This is a genomic window from Shewanella piezotolerans WP3 (assembly GCF_000014885.1).
Taxonomy (GTDB): Bacteria; Pseudomonadota; Gammaproteobacteria; order Enterobacterales; family Shewanellaceae; genus Shewanella; species Shewanella piezotolerans.
In genome coordinates this window covers 3915001-3940068 of sequence record NC_011566.1, presented here as the reverse complement: position 1 = coordinate 3940068, position 25068 = coordinate 3915001, and the positions used below count along the sequence as shown (strand labels likewise).

At 41.8% G+C, this 25068-nt stretch carries 20 protein-coding genes; 14 read left to right on the top strand and 6 right to left on the bottom strand.

Going from position 1 to position 25068, the window contains the following annotated elements; translation table 11 throughout:
• Positions 1 to 28: 28 nt before the first annotated feature.
• From pilV to SWP_RS16580, 6 genes are read left to right on the top strand one after another with little or no spacing between them, the layout of a single operon-like run.
• Positions 29 to 550: a type IV pilus modification protein PilV gene (pilV, locus tag SWP_RS16605; protein ID WP_079891955.1), complete on the top strand. Its 522-nt coding sequence runs from the start codon at positions 29 to 31 to the stop codon at positions 548 to 550.
• A 3-nt stretch (positions 551 to 553) separates the two neighbouring features.
• Positions 554 to 1543 carry a PilW family protein gene (locus SWP_RS16600; protein WP_044556022.1) on the top strand — a complete coding sequence of 330 codons (990 nt, stop codon included), beginning with the start codon at positions 554 to 556 and terminating at the stop codon, positions 1541 to 1543.
• Position 1544: 1 nt separating this feature from the next.
• Positions 1545 to 1988: a pilus assembly PilX family protein gene (locus SWP_RS16595; protein WP_044556021.1), complete on the top strand. Its 444-nt coding sequence runs from the start codon at positions 1545 to 1547 to the stop codon at positions 1986 to 1988.
• Positions 1989 to 1990: 2 nt separating this feature from the next.
• Positions 1991 to 5518: a pilus assembly protein gene (locus tag SWP_RS16590; RefSeq protein ID WP_020913748.1), complete on the top strand. Its 3528-nt coding sequence runs from the start codon at positions 1991 to 1993 to the stop codon at positions 5516 to 5518.
• An 8-nt stretch (positions 5519 to 5526) separates the two neighbouring features.
• A complete protein-coding gene (locus SWP_RS16585) occupies positions 5527 to 5919 on the top strand; it encodes a type IV pilin protein (protein ID WP_044556020.1) in 393 nt (130 codons plus the stop codon).
• The gene (locus tag SWP_RS16580; RefSeq protein ID WP_020913746.1) at positions 5919 to 6218 is read left to right on the top strand and encodes a TapY2 family type IVa secretion system protein; all 300 of its coding nucleotides are present in this window, start codon (positions 5919 to 5921) and stop codon (positions 6216 to 6218) included. The genes SWP_RS16585 and SWP_RS16580 overlap by 1 nt, the downstream gene beginning before the upstream one ends.
• A gap of 115 nt (positions 6219 to 6333) precedes the next feature.
• Here the strand turns inward: SWP_RS16580 and SWP_RS16575 are convergent, their stop codons facing one another.
• Complete coding sequence (locus SWP_RS16575) at positions 6334 to 6867, bottom strand: GspH/FimT family pseudopilin (RefSeq protein ID WP_044556019.1); 534 nt, start codon at positions 6865 to 6867, stop codon at positions 6334 to 6336.
• Positions 6868 to 6995: 128 nt separating this feature from the next.
• A complete protein-coding gene (locus SWP_RS16570) occupies positions 6996 to 7508 on the bottom strand; it encodes a GspH/FimT family pseudopilin (protein ID WP_044556018.1) in 513 nt (170 codons plus the stop codon).
• A gap of 218 nt (positions 7509 to 7726) precedes the next feature.
• Between SWP_RS16570 and SWP_RS16565 the strand changes: the two genes are divergently transcribed.
• Positions 7727 to 8065: a P-II family nitrogen regulator gene (locus SWP_RS16565; protein WP_020913743.1), complete on the top strand. Its 339-nt coding sequence runs from the start codon at positions 7727 to 7729 to the stop codon at positions 8063 to 8065.
• A gap of 90 nt (positions 8066 to 8155) precedes the next feature.
• Here the strand turns inward: SWP_RS16565 and SWP_RS16560 are convergent, their stop codons facing one another.
• Positions 8156 to 9169 (bottom strand): LacI family DNA-binding transcriptional regulator, encoded by a 1014-nt coding sequence (locus SWP_RS16560; protein ID WP_020913741.1) that lies wholly within the window; start codon positions 9167 to 9169, stop codon positions 8156 to 8158.
• Positions 9170 to 9591: 422 nt separating this feature from the next.
• On the opposite strand from SWP_RS16560, the gene SWP_RS16555 reads away from it, so the two are divergent.
• Positions 9592 to 12315, top strand: a complete 2724-nt coding sequence (locus tag SWP_RS16555) for a TonB-dependent receptor (protein ID WP_020913740.1) — start codon at positions 9592 to 9594, stop codon at positions 12313 to 12315.
• Positions 12316 to 12455: 140 nt separating this feature from the next.
• Positions 12456 to 13964 carry a tryptophan halogenase family protein gene (locus tag SWP_RS16550; RefSeq protein WP_020913739.1) on the top strand — a complete coding sequence of 503 codons (1509 nt, stop codon included), beginning with the start codon at positions 12456 to 12458 and terminating at the stop codon, positions 13962 to 13964.
• Between the two features lie 46 nt (positions 13965 to 14010).
• Here SWP_RS16550 and SWP_RS16545 read toward each other — a convergent pair whose 3' ends face one another.
• The 3 genes from SWP_RS16545 to SWP_RS16535 are packed head-to-tail and all read right to left on the bottom strand — an operon-like array spanning position 14011 to position 17204.
• A complete protein-coding gene (locus SWP_RS16545; RefSeq protein ID WP_020913738.1) occupies positions 14011 to 15516 on the bottom strand; it encodes a tryptophan halogenase family protein in 1506 nt (501 codons plus the stop codon).
• Positions 15517 to 15574: 58 nt separating this feature from the next.
• Positions 15575 to 16264: a SapC family protein gene (locus SWP_RS16540; protein ID WP_020913737.1), complete on the bottom strand. Its 690-nt coding sequence runs from the start codon at positions 16262 to 16264 to the stop codon at positions 15575 to 15577.
• A 34-nt stretch (positions 16265 to 16298) separates the two neighbouring features.
• Complete coding sequence (locus SWP_RS16535; protein WP_143711208.1) at positions 16299 to 17204, bottom strand: sulfite exporter TauE/SafE family protein; 906 nt, start codon at positions 17202 to 17204, stop codon at positions 16299 to 16301.
• 549 nt (positions 17205 to 17753) lie between these two features.
• Here SWP_RS16535 and SWP_RS16530 point away from each other — a divergent pair.
• From SWP_RS16530 to nagA, 5 genes are all read left to right on the top strand, one after another.
• Entirely contained in the window at positions 17754 to 18563 is an 810-nt protein-coding gene (locus SWP_RS16530) for a type 2 periplasmic-binding domain-containing protein (RefSeq protein ID WP_044556491.1), read from the top strand.
• Positions 18560 to 20032 (top strand): methyl-accepting chemotaxis protein, encoded by a 1473-nt coding sequence (locus SWP_RS16525; protein ID WP_020913734.1) that lies wholly within the window; start codon positions 18560 to 18562, stop codon positions 20030 to 20032. Before SWP_RS16530 ends, SWP_RS16525 begins: the two co-directional genes overlap by 4 nt.
• Positions 20033 to 20075: 43 nt before the next feature.
• Positions 20076 to 22736 carry a family 20 glycosylhydrolase gene (locus SWP_RS16520; protein WP_020913733.1) on the top strand — a complete coding sequence of 887 codons (2661 nt, stop codon included), beginning with the start codon at positions 20076 to 20078 and terminating at the stop codon, positions 22734 to 22736.
• Positions 22737 to 22954: 218 nt separating this feature from the next.
• Positions 22955 to 23860: an N-acetylglucosamine kinase gene (gene nagK / locus SWP_RS16515; protein ID WP_020913732.1), complete on the top strand. Its 906-nt coding sequence runs from the start codon at positions 22955 to 22957 to the stop codon at positions 23858 to 23860.
• 51 nt (positions 23861 to 23911) lie between these two features.
• Entirely contained in the window at positions 23912 to 25048 is a 1137-nt protein-coding gene (gene nagA / locus SWP_RS16510; RefSeq protein ID WP_020913731.1) for an N-acetylglucosamine-6-phosphate deacetylase, read from the top strand.
• The last annotated feature ends 20 nt before the right edge of the window (positions 25049 to 25068 follow it).

Genomic DNA, 25068 nt, shown 5'->3' with positions numbered 1-25068 from the left:
TATGACGAAAGCAAAGGAATTGACAGCAATGAAAAATCAGCAACGGGGGCTATCTTTAATTGAACTAATGGTCTCCTTAGTTATTTTAGTTGTTGGTCTTGTTGGCATTTTTAACCTTCACCTTGTAGCTAAACGCGGCAGTTTTGAATCTTTTCAGCAAACTCAAGCGGCTTATCTTGCCAACGATATTGTCAACCGAATGAAGCTTAATCGTGGTTTGCTCACATCATATACTGGAACCTATACTGGTAAGTTATCTAAGCCTGGCAAGTCTTGCGATGTGAGTGTTGGTGCCAGTGCTACCTGTACCAATGCTGAAACCTTATCCTGGGATCTTTATCAATGGGAAACACTATTTACTGAACTGGATGATACAACTGCCTGTATATCTGCACGAAGTGGCGGTAGTGTTGAAGTGGTTATGAGTTGGAGAGGGATCAGGGAGATGAGTGATGGTGCGGCTGGAAACGATCAATCTACTTTGGTTAAAGGGTGTGGTTCAGCGAACAAACGCCGTCGAATTTATTCGTTGAAAACAATAATTATATAAACTATGAATAGAAAAATAATAGGGAAGTGGCAAACAGGCTTTTCGTTGGTAGAGCTGATGGTTGCTATGTTGGTGAGTTTGTTCTTATCAGCTGGTCTTTTTTCTATGTTCGCCATGTCATCATCTAATGTGGCGACAACTAGCCAGTTTAACCAACTTCAAGAAAATGGCCGTGTAGCATTAGCACTAATTGAGCGGGATATTAGCCAGGCAGGTTTTATGGCGGAGCTTACTGGCACTAACCTGAGTGTTGGTGTGAATACCACTATCCAAGCTGGAAATATTGCAACATCCAGTGATTGTGTTGGAGGAGGGGTGAATAATGCCAGCTTGCCTATCCTAAATAGCGCTGCAAACTTTAGGAAAGTTTGGGGTTATGAAAGTGGAGTCTCTACTGAGTCGTTTAGCTGCTTAAGCTCTACGTTATCCGGTACCGACGTGTTGCAGGTGAAGCGTTTGATTGGCCCAGCAGTGACGACGTTTAATACAAACTCTTACTATATGGCTACAAACCTTAATGAAGCGATTATCTTTGCGGGTAGCCAAGCAGCTCCCTCTCTGGATAATGCAAGGTTTTGGGAATATCAACACCATATCTACTTCATCCAAACAGACAATGGAGTTCCTGTCCTTATGAGGCGAGTGCTTGGTGTTGGGGGCATGAAAACCAGTGCAAGCTATGAACAATTAGTTGAGGGCGTTGAGAATCTAAGGGTGCTGTATGGCTTCGATTTCGATGGCGATGATAGTGCAGATAGTTTTATGCCTGCTGCAAATGTCACTTCAACGATGTGGGATGGCTCGCCCTCCCAAAGATTAGTCGCACTTAGAGTATATATTCTAGTTAGAACGCTCGAAGAAGATGATAGTTATGATAATGACAATAGCTATTTGCTTGGTGATAAGACGATTGTTGCAACTAATGATGGCTTTAGAAGGCGAGTATTATCTTCAACTATCGTCCTAGAAAATCCAATATTGGTGGGTAATTAATATGCAGGTTCGTAAAGAGAAAGGAATAGTGTTGTTTTTCTCAATCATTATCCTACTAATTATGACGGTAATTGGAGTTGCATTGGCAGTTAACTCAACCCAATCAATAAGAATGGCTGGGGCGGGATCTGAACGTATAGAAGCGATGGCGAATGCTCATGGGGCGCAAGATAGACTTATCAACAGTAATGAGGGCACGACTTTTGCCTCCTTACCGGCTAACCCCGCAGATATTGCTGATAGCGAATTTACAGTGACCAGTTCACTTACTGTACTCTCTGATGATGGTGCTTGCATTAGAACTAGCCAAGCAACACAGCCAGATATGATTGGATGCGTGACGATTGAAATATCCAGTCAAGCAACGTTTGGCCGCAATAACATGGGACAGCTAACCGTTGTCTCAGGAATAGAGCAAGAAATTTTAGGGGCAACAGGGAACTGATTATGAAATTTGGACAGTTTTTAATCATAGTCGCAACTGTACTTATCATGATATCAGGTGCAAGTTATTCTGATGATACTGAGCTGTATGTATTTGAATCTTCTGCACGTTCAGGCTCTAGGCCTCAAGTACTGATTATTTTTGATAATTCTGGAAGTATGCGAACTCAGGAGTACAGTGAAAACTTTTACTCTCGTGGTGAAACCGTCAATGACGGTACTAAGTTATATTATGCTAAAGGCGGCGGCAGCGTCCCTGAACCAACAAGCAATAATTACTTTTATAATTCTGTTAATGGCTGTAAGTCATCGAAGGAGTACTTGGCTGATTACGGTGTGTTTACAGGTTTTGTACGAGAATATGGTTTTGTTGGTGAAAATGGAACTTGGCTAGAGCTACCTGATACTTTAGGTAGTGCAGTCTCGCAAGTTGATTGCTTTGAAGATTTTGAAACGAATGACGACATAAAATTTGAAAATGCTACTGGTGTTGATAATGGGCTACCTGTTGATAGTTTAGGCTCTAAAGCTGCACCAATCCCATATACTCATATTTCAAGTAGCGCTTCGTCCTCAGATATCGAAAATGCTATTGATGCTGCATTCTTAACCAAGTTTGGTACCGGTAAATCAGTGACGTTATACACCGAGCGGTATGTTAATTGGTATCATGGTTATAAATCGAGTAGCTGGCAAACACGGATGAACATTGCTAAGCGAGTCATGGAAGATACGGTAGTCACCACGCCAAGTGTCGATTTCGGACTTGCTATATTTAACTATAATACGAGTAAAAGAACAGATGGTGGGCGCATTGTTTCTGGTATTAATCGTTTAAGCACTGGCGATAAAATTTCCCTAGTTGACAAGATTAATGATCTAAATGCTGAAACTAATACTCCCCTTTGTGAAACGTTGTACGAAGCATACCGTTACTTCTCAGGTAGCGCAGTTCATTTTGCCAAGGAAGCTGGCAGCATGACGCCAACGAGAGATAAATCAATAGAAAGTAACGGTAATTATGTATCACCATTTAAAAGCTCACAGTGTTCGAATCGTTCCTATGTTGTCTACATCACTGATGGCTCCCCGACTCAGGATTCAGCGGCTAATACCAAAGTATCGAAAATGAGTGGTTACAAATCTTCTGAGAGAGTGGATGGTAGTTATCTACCTGCCTTAGCGAGCATTATGCATCGGCAAGATGTTAATCCTTCACTTGCTGGGGAACAATTCGTTACAACATACACTATCGGTTTTAGTGACGGTGCAGCCGATGCAGAACCTATTCTTAAAAAGACGGCTGAGTTAAGCGGTGGTACATATTTTCCAGCTAAGAATGCAACACAATTACAATCAGCTCTGCAACAAGTTTTTTCACAGATTCTAGAGGTTAATGCAAGTTTTACCTCTCCGTCTATAGCAAGCAACAACTTTGATAGAACCCAAACTTTTGACTCCGTGTATTATGCAATGTTTTTGCCTAATAAAGGTCCACGATGGATGGGCAATATTAAGAAGTTTAAAGTGACTGGTAGCGGCGATATCGTTGATAAAAATGGCAATGCAGCTATTGGTTCCGATGGTAACTTAAGTAACTCAGCATGTTCATATTGGACTCCCAATAGCGTTTGCAGTGCAAGCAGCGGTGGTGGTGATGGAAACGATGTTAGAGTTGGTGGGGTTGCGCACGAGTTAAGAAGTGCGACTAGTCGGACTCTATATGGTAATTTTGGCTCTAATGGTGGTCTGGCTGCTTTTAGTAAGAGCAATGCTTCGTCTGTAGCTGGTGGGGACGCTGCGCTAGCAAGTTATATGGGAGTGACTCAAAGTAGCTTAAACAGTTATTTTGATTGGGCTAAAGGTAAGGATGTCGATGATGATGATAACGACTCTTCAAAAACTGATGCAAGACAAGACATTTTTGGAGATCCCTTACATTCTAAACCATTAGCAATGAACTTTGGTACTGCGGGCTCACCAGATATTAGAGTTATCGTTGGAACTAACCATGGATATTTGCACATGTTTAAAGATGAAGATACCTCTGTATCTGAATCATGGGCATTTATGCCCTATGAATTGCTGCCAAATATTCGTGAATTAAAAGCTAATGTCCCAACAGGAGTTCATTCAATATATGGATTAGATAGTCCCCCAGTTTCCTATGTTAAAGCTGCTGCTGACGGCTCAGTTGAAAAAGCATGGCTTTTTGTCGGTATGCGACGAGGAGGGAAATCCTATTACGCTCTAGATATTAGCAACCCTGATAAACCCACGTTTATGTGGAAAATAAACTCTAATAGCACTGGTATGTCCGAGCTCGGGCAGACTTGGGCGGAGCCTGTCGTAACTTATATACCTGGTTGGCCAACTGGAAATACCGAATTTTCAAAAGCTAAACCAGTACTTATCTTTGGCGCGGGATATTCGCCAGCAACTAAAGACAGCGCTGCCGTTGGCAGCCCAGATACGCTGGGGCGTGGAGTCTTTATCGTTGATGCAGAAACGGGAAAGTTAATTCACTCATTTGCGGCAAACGGTGGAGCGTCGGTGACTCAGCTCCCTGGAATCACTGATAGTATTCCAAATTCGGTGGCCGTACTAGATAGTAATGGCGATAAGCTAACAGACAGGTTCTACGCCACAGATACAGGGGCAAATGTTTGGCGAATCGATCTTCCTAGCGCAAACCCTAAAGATTCAATTAAGCCTTGGACAGCCTTTAAATTTGCAGATCTAGGCGGTGCTTCTACAACTTCGGATAGACGTTTTTTCGCTGAGGCAGCTGTCGCTCAAACGATGTTCACTAATATTTCAGAAGTAGATGTTACCGTAGATGGTACAACCACGACTACGAAGACCTATCAAAATGTGCCCTATGATGCAGTTGTGGTTGGTTCTGGGCATAGACCCCACCCATTAGATCTACTGCGAAGTGACAAGTTTTTCACTTTACAAGATAGGAATGTTGTTTCTCGCCCATTTAACGGTGATGAAGGTAATGAAATACCTGCAGCCATAACTATGGCTAACTTATACAACGTGTCCTCAGCAGCTCCAGAATCAGAATTAGAGAATATTGAATTTGGCACTAAACGTGGTTGGTATTATCAATTCTCTGGTAAGGGAGAGAAAAGCCTCTCTGCAGCTACAATTATTCAAGGACGAGTCTTTTTTACTTCCTATGTGCCTGGTGATAACTCTGACGCTAATCAGTGTTTAGTTTCAGGAGTTGGTAGGTTGTATGGTTTTGATCTACATCGCGGCATACGCTCATACACTCATGAATATTTAGAGATGGGTGAGCGAGTTCCCGATACCCCTCAGCTTGTTGTTCCACCAAATGGTGAGGATGATAGTTACATGTATCTAATCGGGATAGGTGCAGCAGGGGATAAAATGGAACATAAAGAGTGCCCTGAAGGTAGTTTAAATTGCCCACCACCTCCGCCATGTGAGGCTGGAGATAGTAAATGCGTTGGCGGTGGACTAGGGGTTAACCGAATCTATTATCATGTTGATGACTAGGTGGAAGTATGAGAAAAAATATGGGCTTCACCTTAATTGAAGTGATGATCGTGGTTGCAGTGATAGGTATTTTATCGACCATTGCTTACCCATCCTATATCGATTATGTGGCAAAAGGAGTTAGGGCTGAGGGGTTAACTGTGTTAACCGATGCGGCAAACCGTCAGGAACAGTTCTATTTAGATAACCGCAGCTATACATCGAACATGGTTAGTTTGGGTTATGGTAAAAACCCTTTTGTATCTGAAAGTGGCTACTATAATGTCGCTGCTACAACAAGTGGCACTGGCAGTTTCACTTTGAAAGCGACCGCACAAGGGGAGCAGGCTTCTAGAGATTCGGCGTGCAAAGTCATTGAAATTACGGAAACTGGGGCGAAGAGTCCTATAGGGTGTTGGTAATGAAGTGGTTACTACTAATGAGCCTCTTATTGAGCAGTGCTGCAGGTGCTGGAGAGGAAAAAATGTCCAAACAAGACTTTAAATGTTATGTAGACACAAGCATAAATGAGCAAGTCGTTTTTTATCGTTGGCAAGTGGATAAGACAGCAAGTTTAATGGCCTCTTTGCCAGCATCTAGAGCCGCGGATAATGAGCGAGGGCAGAGTGCTTATATAAAAGATGTATATGAGTGTGTCGCGCTAGAGGAAGATTTCTCCAGTATCAAAGCTCAAAAACTTGATAGCGCAACGTTAAGATAATGTGGTTATGGCTTTGGCTGATGCAAAAGGTTTTTGGCGTTAGCTTGATGATATATTGTTATTAAAGCCTTTATTTGCTGGTGTGCATTATTAGTTATGCTGGTTAAAAGTAATATTACCCACAGCTTAAGCTTCCTGAAAATTGCCTAATTTTTCCAGTTATAGATACCTCGATTGCCTTGGAGTTTGAGCTGGTTTTACTTGATGGACAATAGATAAATTGTCGGCTGCTTGTGGAAGCTGCTGTACCGGAAACCATCCCTTCAGAGCTAAAACTTATGCTTTTGAGGCTAGTTTTAATAAAATCAGCGCTATTAAAGGCGTCTATTTTGCGGATGACTTGATCCGTTGCTGAATCATAAGAACCATTTCCGTTGACATCGATGAAGACATCAAAGCCATCAATCCAATCTGTTCCACATGTAGAGCCTGAACGTGGGCAGACAGTGACTGTTGCGCCATAACTTATGGCATGGCTTCTAGCCATAAAGAGTGATTGCTGAATATTACTGCTTGCAGCTTCACTTCGCGAGTTCTCATAAAAATCGGTAAATGACGGCACTGCTATTACCAGTAAAATAGTAGCAATAGCCAAAGTGACCATCATTTCTACTAAGGTGAATGCTTTGTCGTAATATCGCTTATTCATTACTTATTTCTCTTTGAATATCCCTCTTAGTATATGGGAGTTAATAGATAGTTACAGTAGAAATTAACGCTAATTCCTAGTCAAAATAATGACTAAGTAGCTAAATATTGGCGAGTAAGCACTTATGGCTATTTACAGGTAATGGTTTTGTTATTAGAAAACCTTGAACGTCCCGATTGGCTGACAATAATCGCGGCTGAATATTGGCTATTTAGTGACTCGGGGCAATAAGTTAGTGTACCGTTGGTGCCGGAGGCTAGACCACTGGGCAAAAATCGTATTGCTCTGCGATTATATTGGACAAAATCTCGAGAATCAAAAGGCCCAATAGTGAATAGTAATTGGTCTGTTCCATCAATATGATTAGACTCTCCGCTGTCACTAAAAACTGAAATGTTGTTACCCCAGTTAGAATTGCAACGGGTTTCTGTTAGCGGGCAAACGGTTACACGTTGGCCATAAGATATTGCATAACTTCGCGCTAGTTGAATGGATTGTTTTATCTCTTTTATGGATAAGCTTGCTCTAACTTGTGCATAGACTGTACTTAAGCTGGGAATGGATACACTTAATAAGATTGTGAGGATAACTAACGTTACCATGCATTCTATTAGAGTAAACCCCTGATCTTGCTTTAACATCAGATTCAACCCTTGAATGATATAGTGAGATGGACTAATAAGTGTAGTTTTGTAGGCTAGTCAACTTAGCCCAATCCTTTAGATTGTTCAGTTATAAGAAGACAGCATTCACTTTTAAGACCAGAGCAAAATCACTTTGTACTTCAGAGTTTTGGGACTGCATGCTAAGCTATCGGCTAAAGAATGGGTCAATTCAGCAAGTTTTTAGGAGTATTAAAATGAAAAAGGTCGAAGCCATTATTAAACCGTTTAAGTTAGATGATGTGCGAGAGTCGCTTGCTGATATCGGAATTACTGGTATGACTGTTTCAGAAGTCAAAGGCTTTGGTCGTCAAAAGGGACACACTGAACTTTATCGCGGTGCCGAGTACATGGTCGACTTTTTACCTAAGGTAAAAATAGAGCTAGTGATACAGGATGAGCAACTGGATCAAGCGATAGATGTGATTGTCGACACTGCCCGAACTGGAAAAATTGGTGACGGTAAAATATTCGTTACTGATATTGAGCGCGTTATCCGAATCCGAACCGGTGAAGAGAACGAAGAAGCAGTTTAAAGGCTAACGACTATATGCCACATGGTTTTAAAAACCATGTGGCAAAAGGTTTCATGTTAGTTTTTTATTTTCTAGCGCCAGACAGGCTAGTTATTTCGGTGAGCTTGATGAGTCCCGAATAACGGGCTCTGGAACAAATATTCGTGAATGCTCAGAGGCTTGCGCTCTACGTTTAGCAATCAAAAGCTCTGTTGCAATTTGAGCTATCTTTTCATTTGGTTGATGCACAGTGGTTAATTTTGGCCAAGTTTGGCGCGAGAAAGGGCTATCCTCAAAACCAACAATTGAAATATCAGCAGGAATATCAACTCCCTCAAGTCTTGCTGCGAACAATGCACCTGCTGCGATTTCATCGTTACAAGCAACGATAGCGGTTGGCTTATCTGACTGACTAAGTAGCTGCTTGGCTCCTTCTACACCCGATTCAAAAGAATATTGTCCATCAATGACTAAACTATCATCGAGAGTAATGTCATTATTAGTTAACGCCTGCTTAAACCCTGCAAGTCGCTCTTTCGTTGATTCATGTTGCTCATCACCACTAAGAAAAGCTATGCGCTTATGGCCGAGATCGATCAAGTGTTGTGTAATCGAGATAGCGCCTGATTTATCATTGACTAGAACTGCTAATCCATTGTTATCTTTGACTTTCTCTCCTGCAATAATACGAACGTAGCTTGCATCAATCTCATCTAACGCAGCCAGTATCACCGGATCTTCAGATAAAGGTGGCGTAAGTACTAACCCTGATAAACGGTTATGTTTCACTAGCTTTATTAATTCTTCACATATATCTGCAGACTTGGAGTCACAAGGGTGGATGAGTAGCTCATAGCCAAGATCCTTACAAGCGGACAAAATTCCATTTTGCATATCGATAATATAGTAGGCATTTGGGTTGTCATAGATAAACCCTATGACATAAGAACTTGTTCCCGCGAGATTTCTAGCTGCAAGATTCGGTTGGTAATTTAGCGCTTGAATCGCGTCATTAACTTTATCAATCGTTGCTTGCTTTACCGAAGGCTCGTTATTTGTAACGCGAGAGACGGTCTTAATCGAAACGCCAGCGTGTTTAGCGACATCATTAATCGTGACTTTCATAAAGCTGTTTTCTCATTAATTAGAGAGCTGGACAATAACACTTTATCTATAACGCCTCGTTAACAATCGAGTGCGGGATGGCAGTATTTATTATCGATTTTAGCCGTATAGTGCGAACTTTTTAGATAATTAGCAATCATCGATGGTCGATTTTTTGAATTTTTTTGCAAGATTAAAAAAAATATAGCATCTAGCCTTATTCTCTGAGTTTGCCGTAACTATTTGTATTTGCTTTTAAATAATGTTTTTACTTGTGATTGCATGTTGTTTTAAACGTGGATAATTGTCGCATCAGTTATTTTGTTGTGGCGCAGCTGTTAAATATTGTGTAATGTTTGTTCTAGACATGACAGCGTTGTCATTCCGGTTGGGGAATGGTTATGGATATAAAAAAATAAAATAAGTTATGGAAGGGAAACGAGATGCGACCATCTACTTTTAAGAAAACTGTACTAGCTACAAACATAGCGCTTCTGCTTGGAAGTGCTTTTTCTATGTCTGCAATGGCGGCTGATGCCGATGCCGCAGCTGCAGATGAAAATATTGAAAAAATCGAAGTGCGTGGTATTCGTGCTTCACAAGCTGCCAACTTGAACTCTAAACGTTTTGCCGACGGAACGGTTGATGCAATTTCAGCTGAAGATATCGGCAAGTTCCCAGATAAAAACGTTGCAGAAACTCTAGCACGTATTCCTGGCGTTACTATTGATAGAACATTTGGTGAAGGTCAAGGCGTAACTATTCGTGGTGTTCAGCCAGACCAAAACTTAACATTGTTGAATGGCCAAGCCGTTGGTACTAGTCAGTGGTTTGTCCTTTCTGATGCTACCCGTAACTTTAACTTTGAACTTTTAGCATCTGAAATGATTTCAGGGTTGGAAGTTTACAAAACATCTCAAGCGGATATTGATGAAGGTGCTCTTGGTGGTACCGTTATTTTACACACCCGTAAGCCGCTTGATTTAGAAGCAAACACTTTTAACGCATCTGTAGAAGGCCAATACGGCGACCTTTCTGAAGAGTGGGATCCGGGTCTTTCTGGACTGTATAGCTGGAAAAACGAAGAAGAAACTTTTGGTATGTTAGTTTCTGCATCGTATCAGAAACGTTCAGTTCGTCGTGAAACGACTGAAGATTTCGGTTGGTTTGGACCATCAATTGAACGTATTGACCCACTAATGGAGCCACCAAAGGGAGCTGATGAAAAAGGCGCAACTCCTTGGGGGATTGGTTCTGCATTGTTCGAGCAAGAGCGCGAACGTGTCGGTTATGACGTGACTGCTCAATGGGCGCCAACTGATGAACTTGATATGACGCTGCATTACCTTAGTTCGACAATGAAAGCTGATAACGTTAACTCTAACTTAATCGGTATTCCATTCCGTGGTGTTGCTTTCTTGGGTGAAGATACTAACGAAGGTACAGTAACTAACGGTATTGTTGATTCCCTTGATGTAACTGGTCTGCCAAACCGCCCAGGTTGGGCTCGTCATATGGCTTACGACAATATTTTCCGTGACGGTTCTGAAATGTCGACTCAAGTTATCGATTTTGATGGTAATTACTCGCTAGAAACTGGCAAGTTACATTGGCAATTGGGTATGACTGAAGGTAAGGGTACTAACCGAGATTTCTTTACTGAATTTTGGGTAGATGCTACTGATCCTCGAGCTGCATTTGATTTCACCAACCCAGGTGGAACTGCACCAGCTATCGATTTCACTGGAGCTAGCCCATGGTTGACTAACCCTGGTGATGAAATGTGGTTAGGTGGTATTTTTGATCAATTGAATGAAACAACCGATAAAGAAACGTACGCACAGTTAGATTATTCTTGGTATGTTGACTTTGGTGGTGTGGAAGAAATAAAAGTAGGTGGTAAGTACCGTGACCGCTCAATGGAACAAAATCGCTGGAAGACTGATCTTGCTGGTTTAGACCCAATAGGCGCTGGTAGCTTAGGCCCTGCAAGTGATTTCTGGTCAGGTGATATGGTCAATGTAGATCACGCAGATACTAGTATGCCATCACAAAGCTACTTTATGCCTGACCGTGACACTATGTATAAAGCGCTATACGCCGTTGATGAGTGTACCGCAACTAGTACTGATCTATGTCGTAATACGGACGTGTTCCAAGGAAGCTCTTCTTTCGACGTGTCAGAGAAAATCAGTGCACTTTATGCAATGGCAAAATTCAATGTTGAAGGCGTACGTGGTAACGTTGGTCTTCGTTATGTTGAAACGGATACAACCTCAGAAGGTACAGTTGCAGGTGACCCTGTAAAGTATGAAAGTGACTACTCTGAATGGTTGCCAAGTATTAATATTGCTTATGATTTATCATCAGATGTTATTTTACGTGCGGCAGCAAGTCGTGCGTTAACTCGACCTGCACCATTCCAGCTAGCTCCAGCGGTTAACTTAACTCCTGAGACTAGTTCTGGTTCTGCTGGTAACCCATTCTTAGAGCCATTAACAGCTGCTCAATATGAATTGGGTGCTGAATGGTATTTCACTCCTGAATCAGTACTTGGTTTAACAGCATTTAAGAAAGACATTAGCAATTTCATTTATACAACAACTGTTTCAGCTGTAATTGAAGGTGAACAGATTAACCAGCTAAGAACACCAGTTAATGGTGGTAATACATCTATTGACGGTGTTGAATTCCAAATGCAGCATGCATTTGATAATGGTTTTGGTGGTTATGTTAACTACACCTACACTGATGTGGCTGATGCTAAAGTCACTGAAGCTGTATTGATTACCAATCCAGATGGTAGCGTTGTTGCTGCGACACGAGATAGTTATGTTGAGTTGCCAAATACTTCTAAAAATTCATATAACTTAGGTGCTTATTACGAGGATGATCTGTTTAGTGCACGCGTTAACTATAACTATCGTAGCGAATACTTCCTTGCTAAAACAGAGATTGGTAACCAGTACCGTGATGAGCAACAGCAAGTGGATGCACAGCTAAGTTGGAATGCGACGGAAAATATTACTATTTCTTTCGAAGCGCTAAACCTTACCAATGAAATCTGGGAAAACTATTATGAGCGTGATTCAGACGGTGCTCGCTTAGGTGGAACTCAAAGTTCAAACGGTCGTCGTTACTACCTTGGTGCAAGCTTCCGTTTGTAAACCTATATTCAGTAATGATTGCTAAGTAGAAAGTAATAAAAAGCCAGTCACTTGACTGGCTTTTTTTATTAGTACAATGGTATAGAAAGTAAAATATAGCATTTTCTAGATTTAATCATGCGACTTTAAGGAGTTAGAATATGAATATCCCGCCCCGTCATATCATTATCGTTGGTGGTGGTACTGCTGGATGGATGGCTGCAAATTTAATGTCACATAGATGGGCCAAATTAGATTGCACTATTACATTAGTTGAATCAACAAAGATTGGCACTGTTGGGGTTGGAGAGGGGACAACACCTTTTTTCCAAGGTTTTTTCGATCGTTTAGGTATCCATGAGTCAGAATGGATGAAAGCCGCAAATGCGACTTACAAATGTGGCATAAGTTTTCCCGATTGGATAACTGCGCCGCAGAAAACCAGCTACTTCCACCCTTTCTACTCCTATATTGATAGTCCTCAAGTACCATTGTTTTTTTCAAATGCTAATTTTCGCCGAGAGGGAATGGATGTTGATGCACATCCGGATGATTTTTTTGTCACCTCCAAACTTGCTATGCAGTGTCGTTCTCCAATTGCGAAAGAAGAGGTTAGTCAGCGTTTGGATTATGGCTATCATTTCGACGCTGGATTGTTAGGTGAATTTTTAAAGAAAAAAGGCGTTGAAAGAGGTGTGAAGCTCGTAGACGATAAAGTGTCTGATGTCAGATTGAATGGCAAGGGGGATATTAGTAGTGTTATCACGGAGAACACTGGCGAATTGAACGCAGATCTCTTTGTTGACTGTTCAGGGTTTAAAGGACTGCTGATCCAACAAGCATTAGGTGAGAAGATGATTAGTTATCAATCTCAACTATTTAATAATAGTGCTGTTGCGATCCCGACAGCTATTGATAGCAATGAGGAGCTCTCTTCTGAAACGGTTTCAAAGGCACTCAGTAATGGCTGGGTGTGGCATATACCTTTAGCAAGCAGATATGGTAATGGCTATGTATATAGTCGAGAGTACCTATCACCTGAAGAGGCAGAACTTGAGCTGAGGCATCATTTAGGAGAGAAAGCTGAAGGAGTGAAAGCGCTGCACTTGAGTTGGACTCCTGGGCGGATAAGCGAGCATTGGAAGAACAACTGCGTTGCTATAGGACTCTCACAAGGCTTTTTAGAGCCACTCGAAGCCCCAATGCTTAATATCATCCAACGTAGTATTGAGAATTTTGTAGAGCTTTATGAAAAGTCAGGTTTCACTCGAGAATATCAGCAGGAATTTAATAGTGATATTAACTCACTTATAGATGGTACTAGGGATTATTTGCAAGCACATTATAAACTTAATGGTCGTAATGACTCGCAGTATTGGAAAGATTGTAGGGCTAACGTTTCTCAATCTAAAGAGCTTAAATCAATTTTAGATGGTTGGATTGGCAACCGTAACTTTGACCAAGTGTTACGAGAAAATATTCATAACCAAGTTTATTTTAAAACATCTTGGTATTGTATTTTAGCTGGAATGAACCACTTCCAAGAATCAAATAAGCCTTCTCTTAGGGCAGGGAAGCGCAATCATCAAAGGGCAAAAGAGGCATGTTTAATAAAGGCTGGAGGGTTTATTAAGCACAAAGAGCAATTAGCCCAAATTTATAGCGCTTAATGTAAAACAAGCACAATAATTACTATTGTGCTTGTTTATATTTTTATCAGTTTTGATAAATTTTTTCTAGTTGGGTTTGATGGCTGATAAAATATTTTTTTGCTATTTTTTGGCAATATTCCTTTGCTCTATATGCGGGGACTGATTGAGTGTCTTCGATGGAAGTAGATGGAAAGCGTCCCATCCCTGAAAAAAGGCAATACCAAGATGGGCGTAAATATATCAATGAGTCTTGTTGTTGTTTAAGCGCACTCTCAAAGTCGCCACCGTTGTCCCATATCGTTATTAAATTAGCTAATGAATCTGGTGTTCGTGCATCTTCTCTGCATGCTTGCCAATAAGTGCTGTCATTACGACTATTTAACTTGTAGTGAGCAACAATATAATCTCTGACACCATCAAAAGTTTTGTTTAAGTCTTTATTGTAGTCAGCTTTAGTCAATTCATCAGACTTTGATTCGTCTTCAAAACTACTAATAAAGCGTTCGATTGTAAATTGTATCAGCATTAATGCAGTCGCTTCTAGTGGCTCAATAAACCCTTGTGACAGCCCAACAGCTAGGCAGTTTTTATGCCAATGTTGATTTAGGCGTCCAACACGCATTTTTAAGTGTCTAGCTTCGATATCAGCATCTAATAACCCAAGATGAGCTCGTAATTCAGTTTCTGCACTATCAGGGCTAATAAAATCTGAACTAAACACATAACCATTGCCCCATCGTGAGGTTAACGGAATTTTCCATGACCAACCGTTGGTTAATGCTCTAGAAACTGTTTGAGCAGGAACCTCAGTATGCGACGCTAAATTGGTAGGTATAGCAACTGCAGCATCATTAAAAAGGGAGTCTTTATAGCTGCAAAATGACAGGCCTAATGTTTCATTAACAAGTAGACCTTTAAATCCGCTACAGTCGATGAAAAAATCCGCGTTAAGTGACTGCTGAGCTTCTACATTGACGGCTGTTATATGTCCGTCAACGGAGGTCTCGACACTTGCAACGTTGCCAATGACATGAGTAAGCCCTAGTTTTAATGCTCTCTCCTTTAAAAACCTACCTAGCTTGGCGGAGTCAAAGTGGTAGCCGTAATCAACATCAAATGGAAGGTCAATTTTAGGCACTGGTGACTTGTTTAACTCTATGAGCTGTGAAGATACAAAGTAATGGTTAGGTAGAGCGTCAACCTTTACTCCTCTTCTTCTTAATCCGCTATTATGAAAAAAGAGATCTGCTGGCTTTAGATCCAGTTTGGAAAAGAAAGGGTGGAAGTAGCTTTCATATCCAGCTTTTGTAGACCAATCAGGAAAGCTAATACCCGCTTTGTAAGTAGCATCACACGCTGGCATCCATTCTGACTCTTTAATCCCCAAACTGCTAAAATATTGTTTCAAATAAGGGGTGGAGCCTTCTCCAACCCCTATAATGCCGATATCTTTTGATTCAACAAGAGTGATTTTGACTGTATCTCTCCATGAAGAAAGTAAGCTATTTACTGCCATCCATCCAGCAGTGCCGCCTCCAACAATAACGATGCTTTTTGGTTTTATTTTCATCAAAATACTCCCGCCATAAACATATCGTTGGCACCTTGTGTTAGGGTGCGCTAATTAACTATGACTTTATTAATAAATCAACTTGCCCTAAAGAGGATAAATGAGCGTAGATAGGACCAAATAACCCTTGCTTGGCAAACATGACTAACTTGTCATCGGCTAGGTTTTTAAGGCGTTCTTCATCTATGGTGTAAATGCCTTGAATATTATGGTCTTTACCATTAGACCCTTTAATGGTTAGCACTTTTTGCTGCAGTAACTCATTGTCAGTTAAATGCTTTATAAATAAAGATGTTATATGGTGGTATTCGGCAATCTTGCCCATGAAGGCGACCTGCTGTTTTAGATAGTCAGTTTGTTCACTATTTTCATCGAAAAGGCGATGGCCTTCAGTTGTGTTAACAAGCTTTGAGTTACTGTTAAAACCTATCATGATGCTCTGCTGTTCATTTTCTCTAGCAATAAAAGGCTGACCTCGCAGTACCATTGGTAGATAGCGTGCAGTCCATTTTCCTTCAACAACAAATTGATTGGTCTCGGGGGTGAGTCCGAATAAAGCAACTGCTTTAAACTGCATTGATTTTGGATCTTTGGTAAAGATGATGGGAAAAGATGCAGAAGCCTGTATGAACTCTTGCACCATTAATGGTGCCATATGATCATTGCTAAACTCTTCAAAATTGTCCATGTCTTTTATGCGAATATTTTGATGCTCTTTGTTATTTAAAGCTACGTACGCTGCTTCCATGTTGAATTCCTTATTTTATTTATATTTTAGTTGGTTATAGCAGTAACATAAAAATTCCACTACTGATAATCCAGCAAGAAAAAACTAGTTTCAGATTTTTAATAGACAATAACGTTACGATTCTTCGAGCTAATAATCCACCAAGAATGGCTCCTGGCCCAGCAAAGAGAACAATCTGAAAATAGGTTTGAGCTGATGGAGTAAAATGAATATATGCGCTGGCCCAAACCGTAGCTGCTGATACGGTTACTCCTGCGGCTATAGCGACTATTGGTGCTGTTCTTTTTAATAGTAAATATATGACTATCAGCTCACCAACACCAACAGAAAGCCAACCAGTTATGATCCCACCTAAAAAGCTTACAAGTACTATGGTATATAGGCCCTTCTTTGATAAAACCTGATCACCTGAGTACTTATTTCGATAAATGCTGTTGAGCCCCAATATAACTCCGAGAACAATGGAAAAGACTCCAAATGTAAAGGGCATCGATTGTGGGGGCTGAAGGTTGGCTAATTGACAAAGCCATAGGCCTGCAATAGACGCTGGTATGCAACACTTTAAAATGATTGGATACTGTGACCATTCAGAAGAGATTTGCTGTGAACCGTGTTTTATCTTTTCTTTATAATATCTCCACCAGGTCAATGTTCCCGCTGTCATACCAAAACATTGAATGGCGAAAGATGTGGAGAGAGCTTGAAGTTCACTTAATTCTAGTGAGTTAAAAATAGGGATAAATATCACACCTCCACCTGCTCCAGTGGTGTTGGCAAATATGGCTCCGATAATGCCTAAAAACAAAAAATAGAAATAATTACAAGTCACTTCTAAGCTAGAGTCAAATGACAAAGCCCAAGCAAGCCAAAGCAATGTTGATAATATAATGAAAGACATTTTTCTATATCTACTAGGCTGAAAATCAGCTAAAAACTGCACAATCAAAAACACCTCAGGAACTAGTTATTATTAAAATTTCATTCAGATGTGTCCAAGATGTTACTTACATTAGACAGCGTTGTCATTAAATTCCATCACCTAAATTTTACTTAAAGCCATAGAGAATAGGGGATCGAAGAACTAGGCTCTTTATATCACCATTATTACGACAAACAATTGTCAAAAAAATGTAGAAATCTTGTTTGTTCTTGTGTATGTTTATTTATGACAGCGTTGTCATCTGCTTGTGTGACAGTTGTTTGTAAGGTCTGCATGGATAGGATGAGGTCTCCTAATTCGTGTTTTTTTAACAAACAAATTATGTTTGTTATTCCTATAGTCTCTCCCCAGAAACTAGTGTAGGCCGAGCGCTTTTTAAGTGCTCGGCCATTTTTTTCTTAAGAGACTGGGCCTGTTTTAATCATTAGATAATAAAAATAATAGCTCTTACCTAGCGTTGACTGCGGTAGTCAAGATTAGGCCATTAATGGAGTGACTAATATGAACAAAACAGCTGTGACGCTAATACTGCTTTTAAGTGTATTGCTTATGGCAAGTCATGCGTTTGCAAAAGACGTGGTGACTACGATTCCTCAGAGTTGGCAATTAACATTAATGGAAACGGCTCTTGAGCGAGTCAATAGTCAGTACCAGTCTAAAATAATCACCACTGAGATGAACCAAAAGCGTAAAGTTGAAGAGTCGCTAGCGGGGAATGTTGATGTGTTTTGGAGTATGACTTCAGCTGAGCTTGAGTCGCAAGTTTTGCCTATTAGGATCCCCATATTTAAAGGTTTGCTTGGTAATCGATTGCTTATTATTCGCAAGCAGTCCCAAGCGGATTTTAATCGTGTTCGAAATCAAGCAGACTTTGAGCAATTTACAGCAGGGCAAAATCACTATTGGCCCGATGCCGGCATTATTCAGGCAGCAGGCCTTCCCATTATTACCACCTATAAATACAAAAATCTGTACCCGATGCTTGAAGGTGAGCGCTTTGACTATTTAGCCCTTGGTGCACAGGAGATTTGGGGCGAACTCGATAAACACCCTGATCCTCGTTTAAAGGTTGATGATAGAGTGTTGCTGCAGTACCGCTCGCCAGCTTATTTCTTCGTTTCTCCACAGCAACCTCAGCTAGCTAGAGATCTATTACAGGGATTGGAGCTGATGGTTAGTGATGGCAGTTTTGATAAGTTGTTTAATCAGCATCTGAAAATTGATGAACTCTACGCTAAAGCAAACTTTGAACAAAGAGCGATTATCCGTTTAAAAACCCCAGGGTTAAGCCCGCTCACGCCGATATCGAGATCAGAGCTATGGTTGGACCTATTTAGTATTGAAGGAGCCATGCAATGAATTCCTTATCTACAAGAGTGTTAATCGGTCTAGCCTCGGCGCTGTTTATTGTCGTAACTATTCTTTTTAGCTCTGCATACCTACTTGAAAAATCTAAGCTAGAGCAGCAGTTTGAAGGCTACCAGCTAAATACCTTAGCTAATCTTGAAGTTACCTTAGCCCAACCGATATTTAACTATGATTTTGAGCAGATTAGTGCAGCACTATCGACATCATTAAAATCCAATAAAATCTACTCAATCTCAGTCCTAGACCATCGTGGTAAAACGATGGCCGAGATCAGTCAACCCTATACAGTTGATGCAAGTGAGCTATTAGCTCACAGCATTAAGTTTACCGACAATGGCAAAGCGACAGGGCAATTATCAATTGAGTTTTCTGCTGCACCTATTCATAGCGCAATGAATGAACTCATGACGACTTACATTGTTATGGCGCTGCTTATTCTTGTGTTCAGTGTTGTCGCTATATTCTTTATTTTACGTGTATTAGTGATTGCCCCTCTAGCCCATGTTGTCGAGGCGATGAATGAGATTGCAATTGGTGATGGTGACTTAAGCCGAAAGTTGCCGGTAGAGAGTCAAGATGAAATTGGTCGATTAGGCTTAGCCTTTAATCAGTTTATTGCACAGATCCATGGCACTATCACTAAAGTCAGTGAAACGTCGGAGCAGATATTGGCCGACGCCACGGCACTCGATGCACTTTCTAATACCAATAATCAGCGAGTACAGTCACAACTGCTAGATGCAGAAGCCGCTGTAACCGCTATTACTCAGTTAAGTGGTAGTGCTTTTGAGGTGGCAAATAGCGCCAAGTCAACGGCTGATGAAGCTTCTAGAGCTGACCAAGAGGTCGAGCATAGCCAGTCACAGTTTGATGCGGGGTTAGCACTTACTGACCGTCTAGCCAATGAGTTAACGATATCTGCATCATCGGTTGAACAGTTACAGCAAGAGACTCAGAAAATTGATGAAGTTGTGGTGGTGATTAATGCCATTGCGGAGCAGACCAACCTACTGGCACTTAATGCCGCGATTGAAGCTGCTAGAGCAGGAGAGCAGGGTAGAGGTTTTGCGGTAGTTGCTGATGAAGTGAGAACTCTAGCGAGCAGAACACAACAGGCCACAGGCGAAATACAAAAGATGATCCAGCTGGTACAGCATCGAGTAACAGAGACTGTAATAGTAATGCAGTCAAGCCAACTTTTATCTAGTGAGGCGTTATCTCACTCTAAAGAGATTAAAATATTGCTAGGTAACGTAACCGAAATTGTATCTAATATCAGCAATATGAATTTAGATGTTGCCTGTTCAGCAAAAGAGCAAACCGAAGTCACTGCAGGGATCTCAAAGAGCTTAAATGATCTTGTGGCTGTGTCGGGTTCAGCTTCAATAGACAGTGAAAAACTTGCAAAATCAAGTGATCGTTTATTTCACCCAGGGGGAGAAATTACGAGGCTTGGTTAAATCGTTCCACCTATAAAAAAAGAATATGGAAATGAGGGTTGTAATGAAAAAAAGATTAATTGTAGCAGCTGTAGGCTTGATACTGGCGACCAGCGCGTGTTCTCAAAAGGATGTTGAAATAACGGCTAATGGTGCACAAGACGGATCCCCCATTGCACTAACTCAAGATAAGTTGAGTATCATTGGTCAGCAGTTGGCTGTGAACTACCGAGTCGTGACTAATGTTGCTGATAATCATTGCGATAAAGACTCGGCGGGAGGAAAGTGTTTTGTGGCAGAAATAGATCTTACTTTTCCCGTGGATGTAGCGACTAAAGATTGGGCTATCTATTACTCTCAGATGAGACCGGTGCAATCGATTGAAGGTGATGAATTCACCATTTCTCGTGTTAAAGGCGATCTGCATAAAATTGAACCTTCTACAGGCTTTAAGGGAATACTCAAAGGGCAGACCAAGACGATTCGATTTAGAGGTGACAATTGGCAGTTAGCTGAAACAGACGCAATGCCTAATTACTATATTGTTGCTAATGGCTCTGCACCAATATTAATAGACAGTACCAAGGTCGAAATTGATGCCGAGACTGGCCTAGAGCTTCGCCCTTATGCTGCAGATTTTACCGATGCTGAAAAGCAGTACAAACGCACCGAAAATGATAAAGTCGAGTGGGCGACATCAGGCGTTTTATATGCAAATAACCTCGCGACTAAAACCGACCCTAAGTTGGCTGAAAACCGCATTATACCGACGCCTACAAAGGTAAAAATAACCAGTAATACTGCGCAAGCCTCTTTGAAAGATGGGTTAAAGATTAGCTATAACAAGGTTAATCCTCAGTCAGTAAAGGCAGCGCTTAAACGTCTAGCAAGGCTGGGTGTTGCAGAGTCAGATAAAGGGCTCATGGTTACGTTATTACCGTTATCAGTAAAAGACGTGCCAGGTAGTTACCATCTGGATATTAGTGCACAACAGATTACCATTTCTGCTAATGACGATGCTGGTTTTTCTTACGGGTTGGCATCGTTAACATCTTTAGTTGATGTAAATACACTAGCCGTAAACTCGATGTCAGTGGAAGATTCCCCACGCTATGATTTTCGCGGAATGCATATCGATGTATCTCGCAACTTCCATAGTAAACAGCTGATATTAGATCTATTAGATCAAATGGCTGCTTATAAGCTCAATAAGTTGCATCTGCATATGGCTGACGATGAAGGTTGGCGATTAGAGATTGAAGGGCTTCCCGAGCTTACAGATATTGGCAGTAAACGCTGCCATGACTTAACTGAGGATAGCTGTTTACTACCTCAACTAGGTAGCGGACCATTTAGTGATACTAAGGTTAATGGTTACTACAGCAAAGCGGACTATATTGAGATCCTGCAGTTTGCAAATGCTCGACAAATCCAAGTCATTCCATCAATGGATATGCCTGGCCATTCTCGCGCTGCCATTAAGTCGATGGAAGCACGTTACCGTAAACTGCTAGAGCAGGGCTTAACGGCTAAAGCAGAACAGTATTTGCTATCAGATAGTAACGACAAAACGGTTTATTCATCGGTGCAATACTATGACGATAACACCCTAAATGTGTGTATGGAGTCGACGTTTACTTTTATCGATAAAGTCATTGATGAGATAGCACAACTGCATAAAACGGCTGGTGTACCGCTTACGCTTTACCATATTGGTGCTGACGAAACCGCAGGAGCTTGGCTTGAGTCTCCTGTGTGTAAAGCGTTTATCGCCAATAACGATAAAGGTGTTAAAGACAGCAGTGAACTTGGGGCATATTTTATCGAAAGAACCGCTTCTATACTTGCAGCAAAAGGCATCGAAGCCGCAGGCTGGAGCGATGGCATGAGCCATACTCGCCCAGAGAACATGCCAAAAAAGGTTCAGTCTAACATTTGGGATATCGTTGCGCATGCAGGCCATAAGCGCGCCCATCAACAAGCAAATTTGGGTTGGCAGACAGTATTGAGTCAACCTGAAGTTCTCTACTTTGATTTTCCCTATGAAGCCGATCCAAAGGAGCACGGCTATTACTGGGGGATTAGACAAAGTAACACTAAGCACGTGCATAGCTTTATGACCGACAACCTGCCTGCCAATGCTGAACAATGGACCGATATTGAGGGCTTGCCTTTCGAAGCTGATGACACCGTTAAACGCGATAAAAATGGCAATATTGTAAGTGGCCCGCTTGCTAAGTCGGCTGCATTTAGTGGTATTCAAGGTCAGCTTTGGAGCGAAACGGTTCGCAGTGACGAGATTGCTGAGTACTTGATGTTCCCGCGGGTATTGATGCTAGCCGAGCGAGCATGGCATAAGCCAAGTTGGGAAGTGCCTTACCAATATCAAGGGGCTATTTATAATCAACAAAGCGGAATGTTTACTCAAGATATGCGAGCACAACAGGCATTAGAGTGGCAGGCGATTGCTAATACCTTAGGCTATAAGGAATTAATAAAGCTTGATAAAGCAGGCATTAGCTACCGAGTACCGACAGTTGGCGCTGTAATAAAAGATAATAAGCTATTCGCTAACCTTATCTATCCAGGATTGGCGATAGAGTATCGCGTCAATGGTGAGGAATGGCAGCTTTACAAAGCGGGCGCACTTGTTAAGGGGAATGTCGAAGTTCGTGCTATTGCCGCTGACGGTGTGCGAAAAGGTCGAACATTGCGAGTGCAATAACAACAGCATCAGACAAAGTGCTGTCATGATGTGAGTATTTACTTAGGTTGGATGCGGTAACTAACAAGTGTTACTGCATCTAATCAGGTCTTTAAAGCAATGTAAAAAAACAAATGACAACGCTGTCATTTTTGTTGTAACATACAATTAACTTATTAGGTTTCTCAGTTAAGTTTACTCGCTCAACATTAAATATTAGAACAATAAAGAGGTTTGTCATGGGCATAGGCCAGGCGAAAGAAACATCCTTGTATATAGGTATTGATGGTGGTGGCAGTAAGTGCCGCGCAACTATATATGCAAGTGATTTCAGCATTGTGGGAACTGGCGTCGCCGGGCGTGCCAACCCGCTGCATGGTTTAGCACAAACATTCCAATCTATTGAAGAGTCAACTCAGTTGGCGTTAGCAGATGCAGGACTTAAAAGCTCAGACAGCAAGCGGCTAATTGCAGGGCTTGGGCTTGCAGGTGTCAATGTCTCTAGGCTTTATGAGCAAGTATTGAATTGGCAACACCCGTTTGCCTGTATGTACCTAACCACTGATCTTCATACTGCATGTATCGGTGCTCATGAAGGCGGAGATGGCGCGGTCATCATTACAGGCACGGGCTCTTGTGGCTATGCACACGTTGGCGGAGAGGAGCTTTGTCTTGGTGGTCATGGCTTTGGTTTAGGTGATAAAGGTAGCGGGGCATGGCTTGGACAAAAAGCCAGTGAGCAGGTACTGCTAGCGTTAGATGGTTTTGGTGAGAAAACCATGCTCACAGAACGCCTTTTCGCCCATTTCAATGTTAATAATGCCATGGGGATCGTAGACAATTTAGCAGGACAATCGTCTAGTACCTATGCCAAGTTAGCGAGAAACGTGTTTGAAGCTGCCCAACTAAAAGATGGCGTGGCGCAAGACATTGTACGCGAGGGGGCTGGTTATATCAGTGAGCTGGCAAGGAAACTATTCACAATAGAACCACCGCGTTTTTCTATGATTGGCGGCCTTGCTGAACCGCTGGCCAATTGGCTCGATGACGATGTTATAGCTGAAATAGCGCCGACGCTACAGCCTCCAGAGTGGGGCGCAGCGTTCTACGCACAGCAAGAGCATCATAAGCTACAACAGAAATAGCTTTGTGCTGTTTCAATGGTGGCATAGACAAAAATTGATAGTGAGTTTCCAATGAAGCAAACAATAGTAGCAGAGCGACTTTTTGATGGGCAGCAGTTTCATTCAGATCAGCCTATCACTTTTGAAGACGACCATATCATTGCGTTTGATACTGTAAAGGGCGCTAGTGAGTCTAGAGTTAGTGGCACTGTTTGCCCCGGATTTATTGATGTTCAGGTAAATGGCGGTGGCGGAGTACTGTTTAATGCAACCCCTACACGTCAAGGTATTGAGGCTATAGGTTTTGCTCATGCAAAGTTTGGCACTACCGCTTACTTGCCAACACTAATTACCGATAATGTGAGTGTAATGCAGCGTGCTGCCGATGCGGTAGCTGATGCTATAGCCTCTAAAAGTTCTGGTGTTTTAGGCGTTCATTTTGAAGGGCCTCATCTTTCAGTTCCCAAAAAGGGCGTTCATCCAGAGCCACAGATACGACGGATTTCAGATGCCGAACTTGAGGTGTTTAGCCGTCAAGACTTAGGTGTGAAAGTCGTCACGCTTGCGCCGGAGAATGTTTCACCTGACGTGATATCGGCGCTGGTGGAAAGTGGCGTAAAGGTATGCTTGGGTCACTCTAATGCTGACTATGATACCGTAAAGGCTGCTTTAGTTGCCGGTGCCACAGGTTTTACTCATCTCTTTAATGCAATGTCTGCTTTTGGCTCACGTAGCCCAGGCATGGTTGGCGCAGCGCTAGAGAGTGCAGATACATGGTGTGGACTTATTGTTGATGGGCATCATGTCCATCCAGCTGCAGCAAAAGTGGCAATTAACGCCAAGCCTCAAGGCAAAGTCATGTTAGTCACTGACGCTATGCCGCCAGTAGGGCTTAATGACGAAGAGAGTTTTGAGCTATTTGGCACAGAAGTCATTCGTGTTGGTGATAGGCTTAATGCAGTAACGGGTGAGCTTGCTGGCTGCGTACTTGATATGGCTGGAGCCGTTAAAAATACAGTTTCTATGCTTGAGGTGTCGCCAGAGGAGGCGATAAGAATGGCCTCTCTATACCCGGCTAAATTCTTAGGTATAGACAAGCAGTTCGGCTCGCTAGAAATTGGGAAGCGTGCTGATTTAGTGTTAATGAACGATGAATATAAGGTGCAGCAAACCTATATCGGCGGGCAGTTAATTTTTTCTGCATGTTAAAAAGGTATTTGATTCATTTT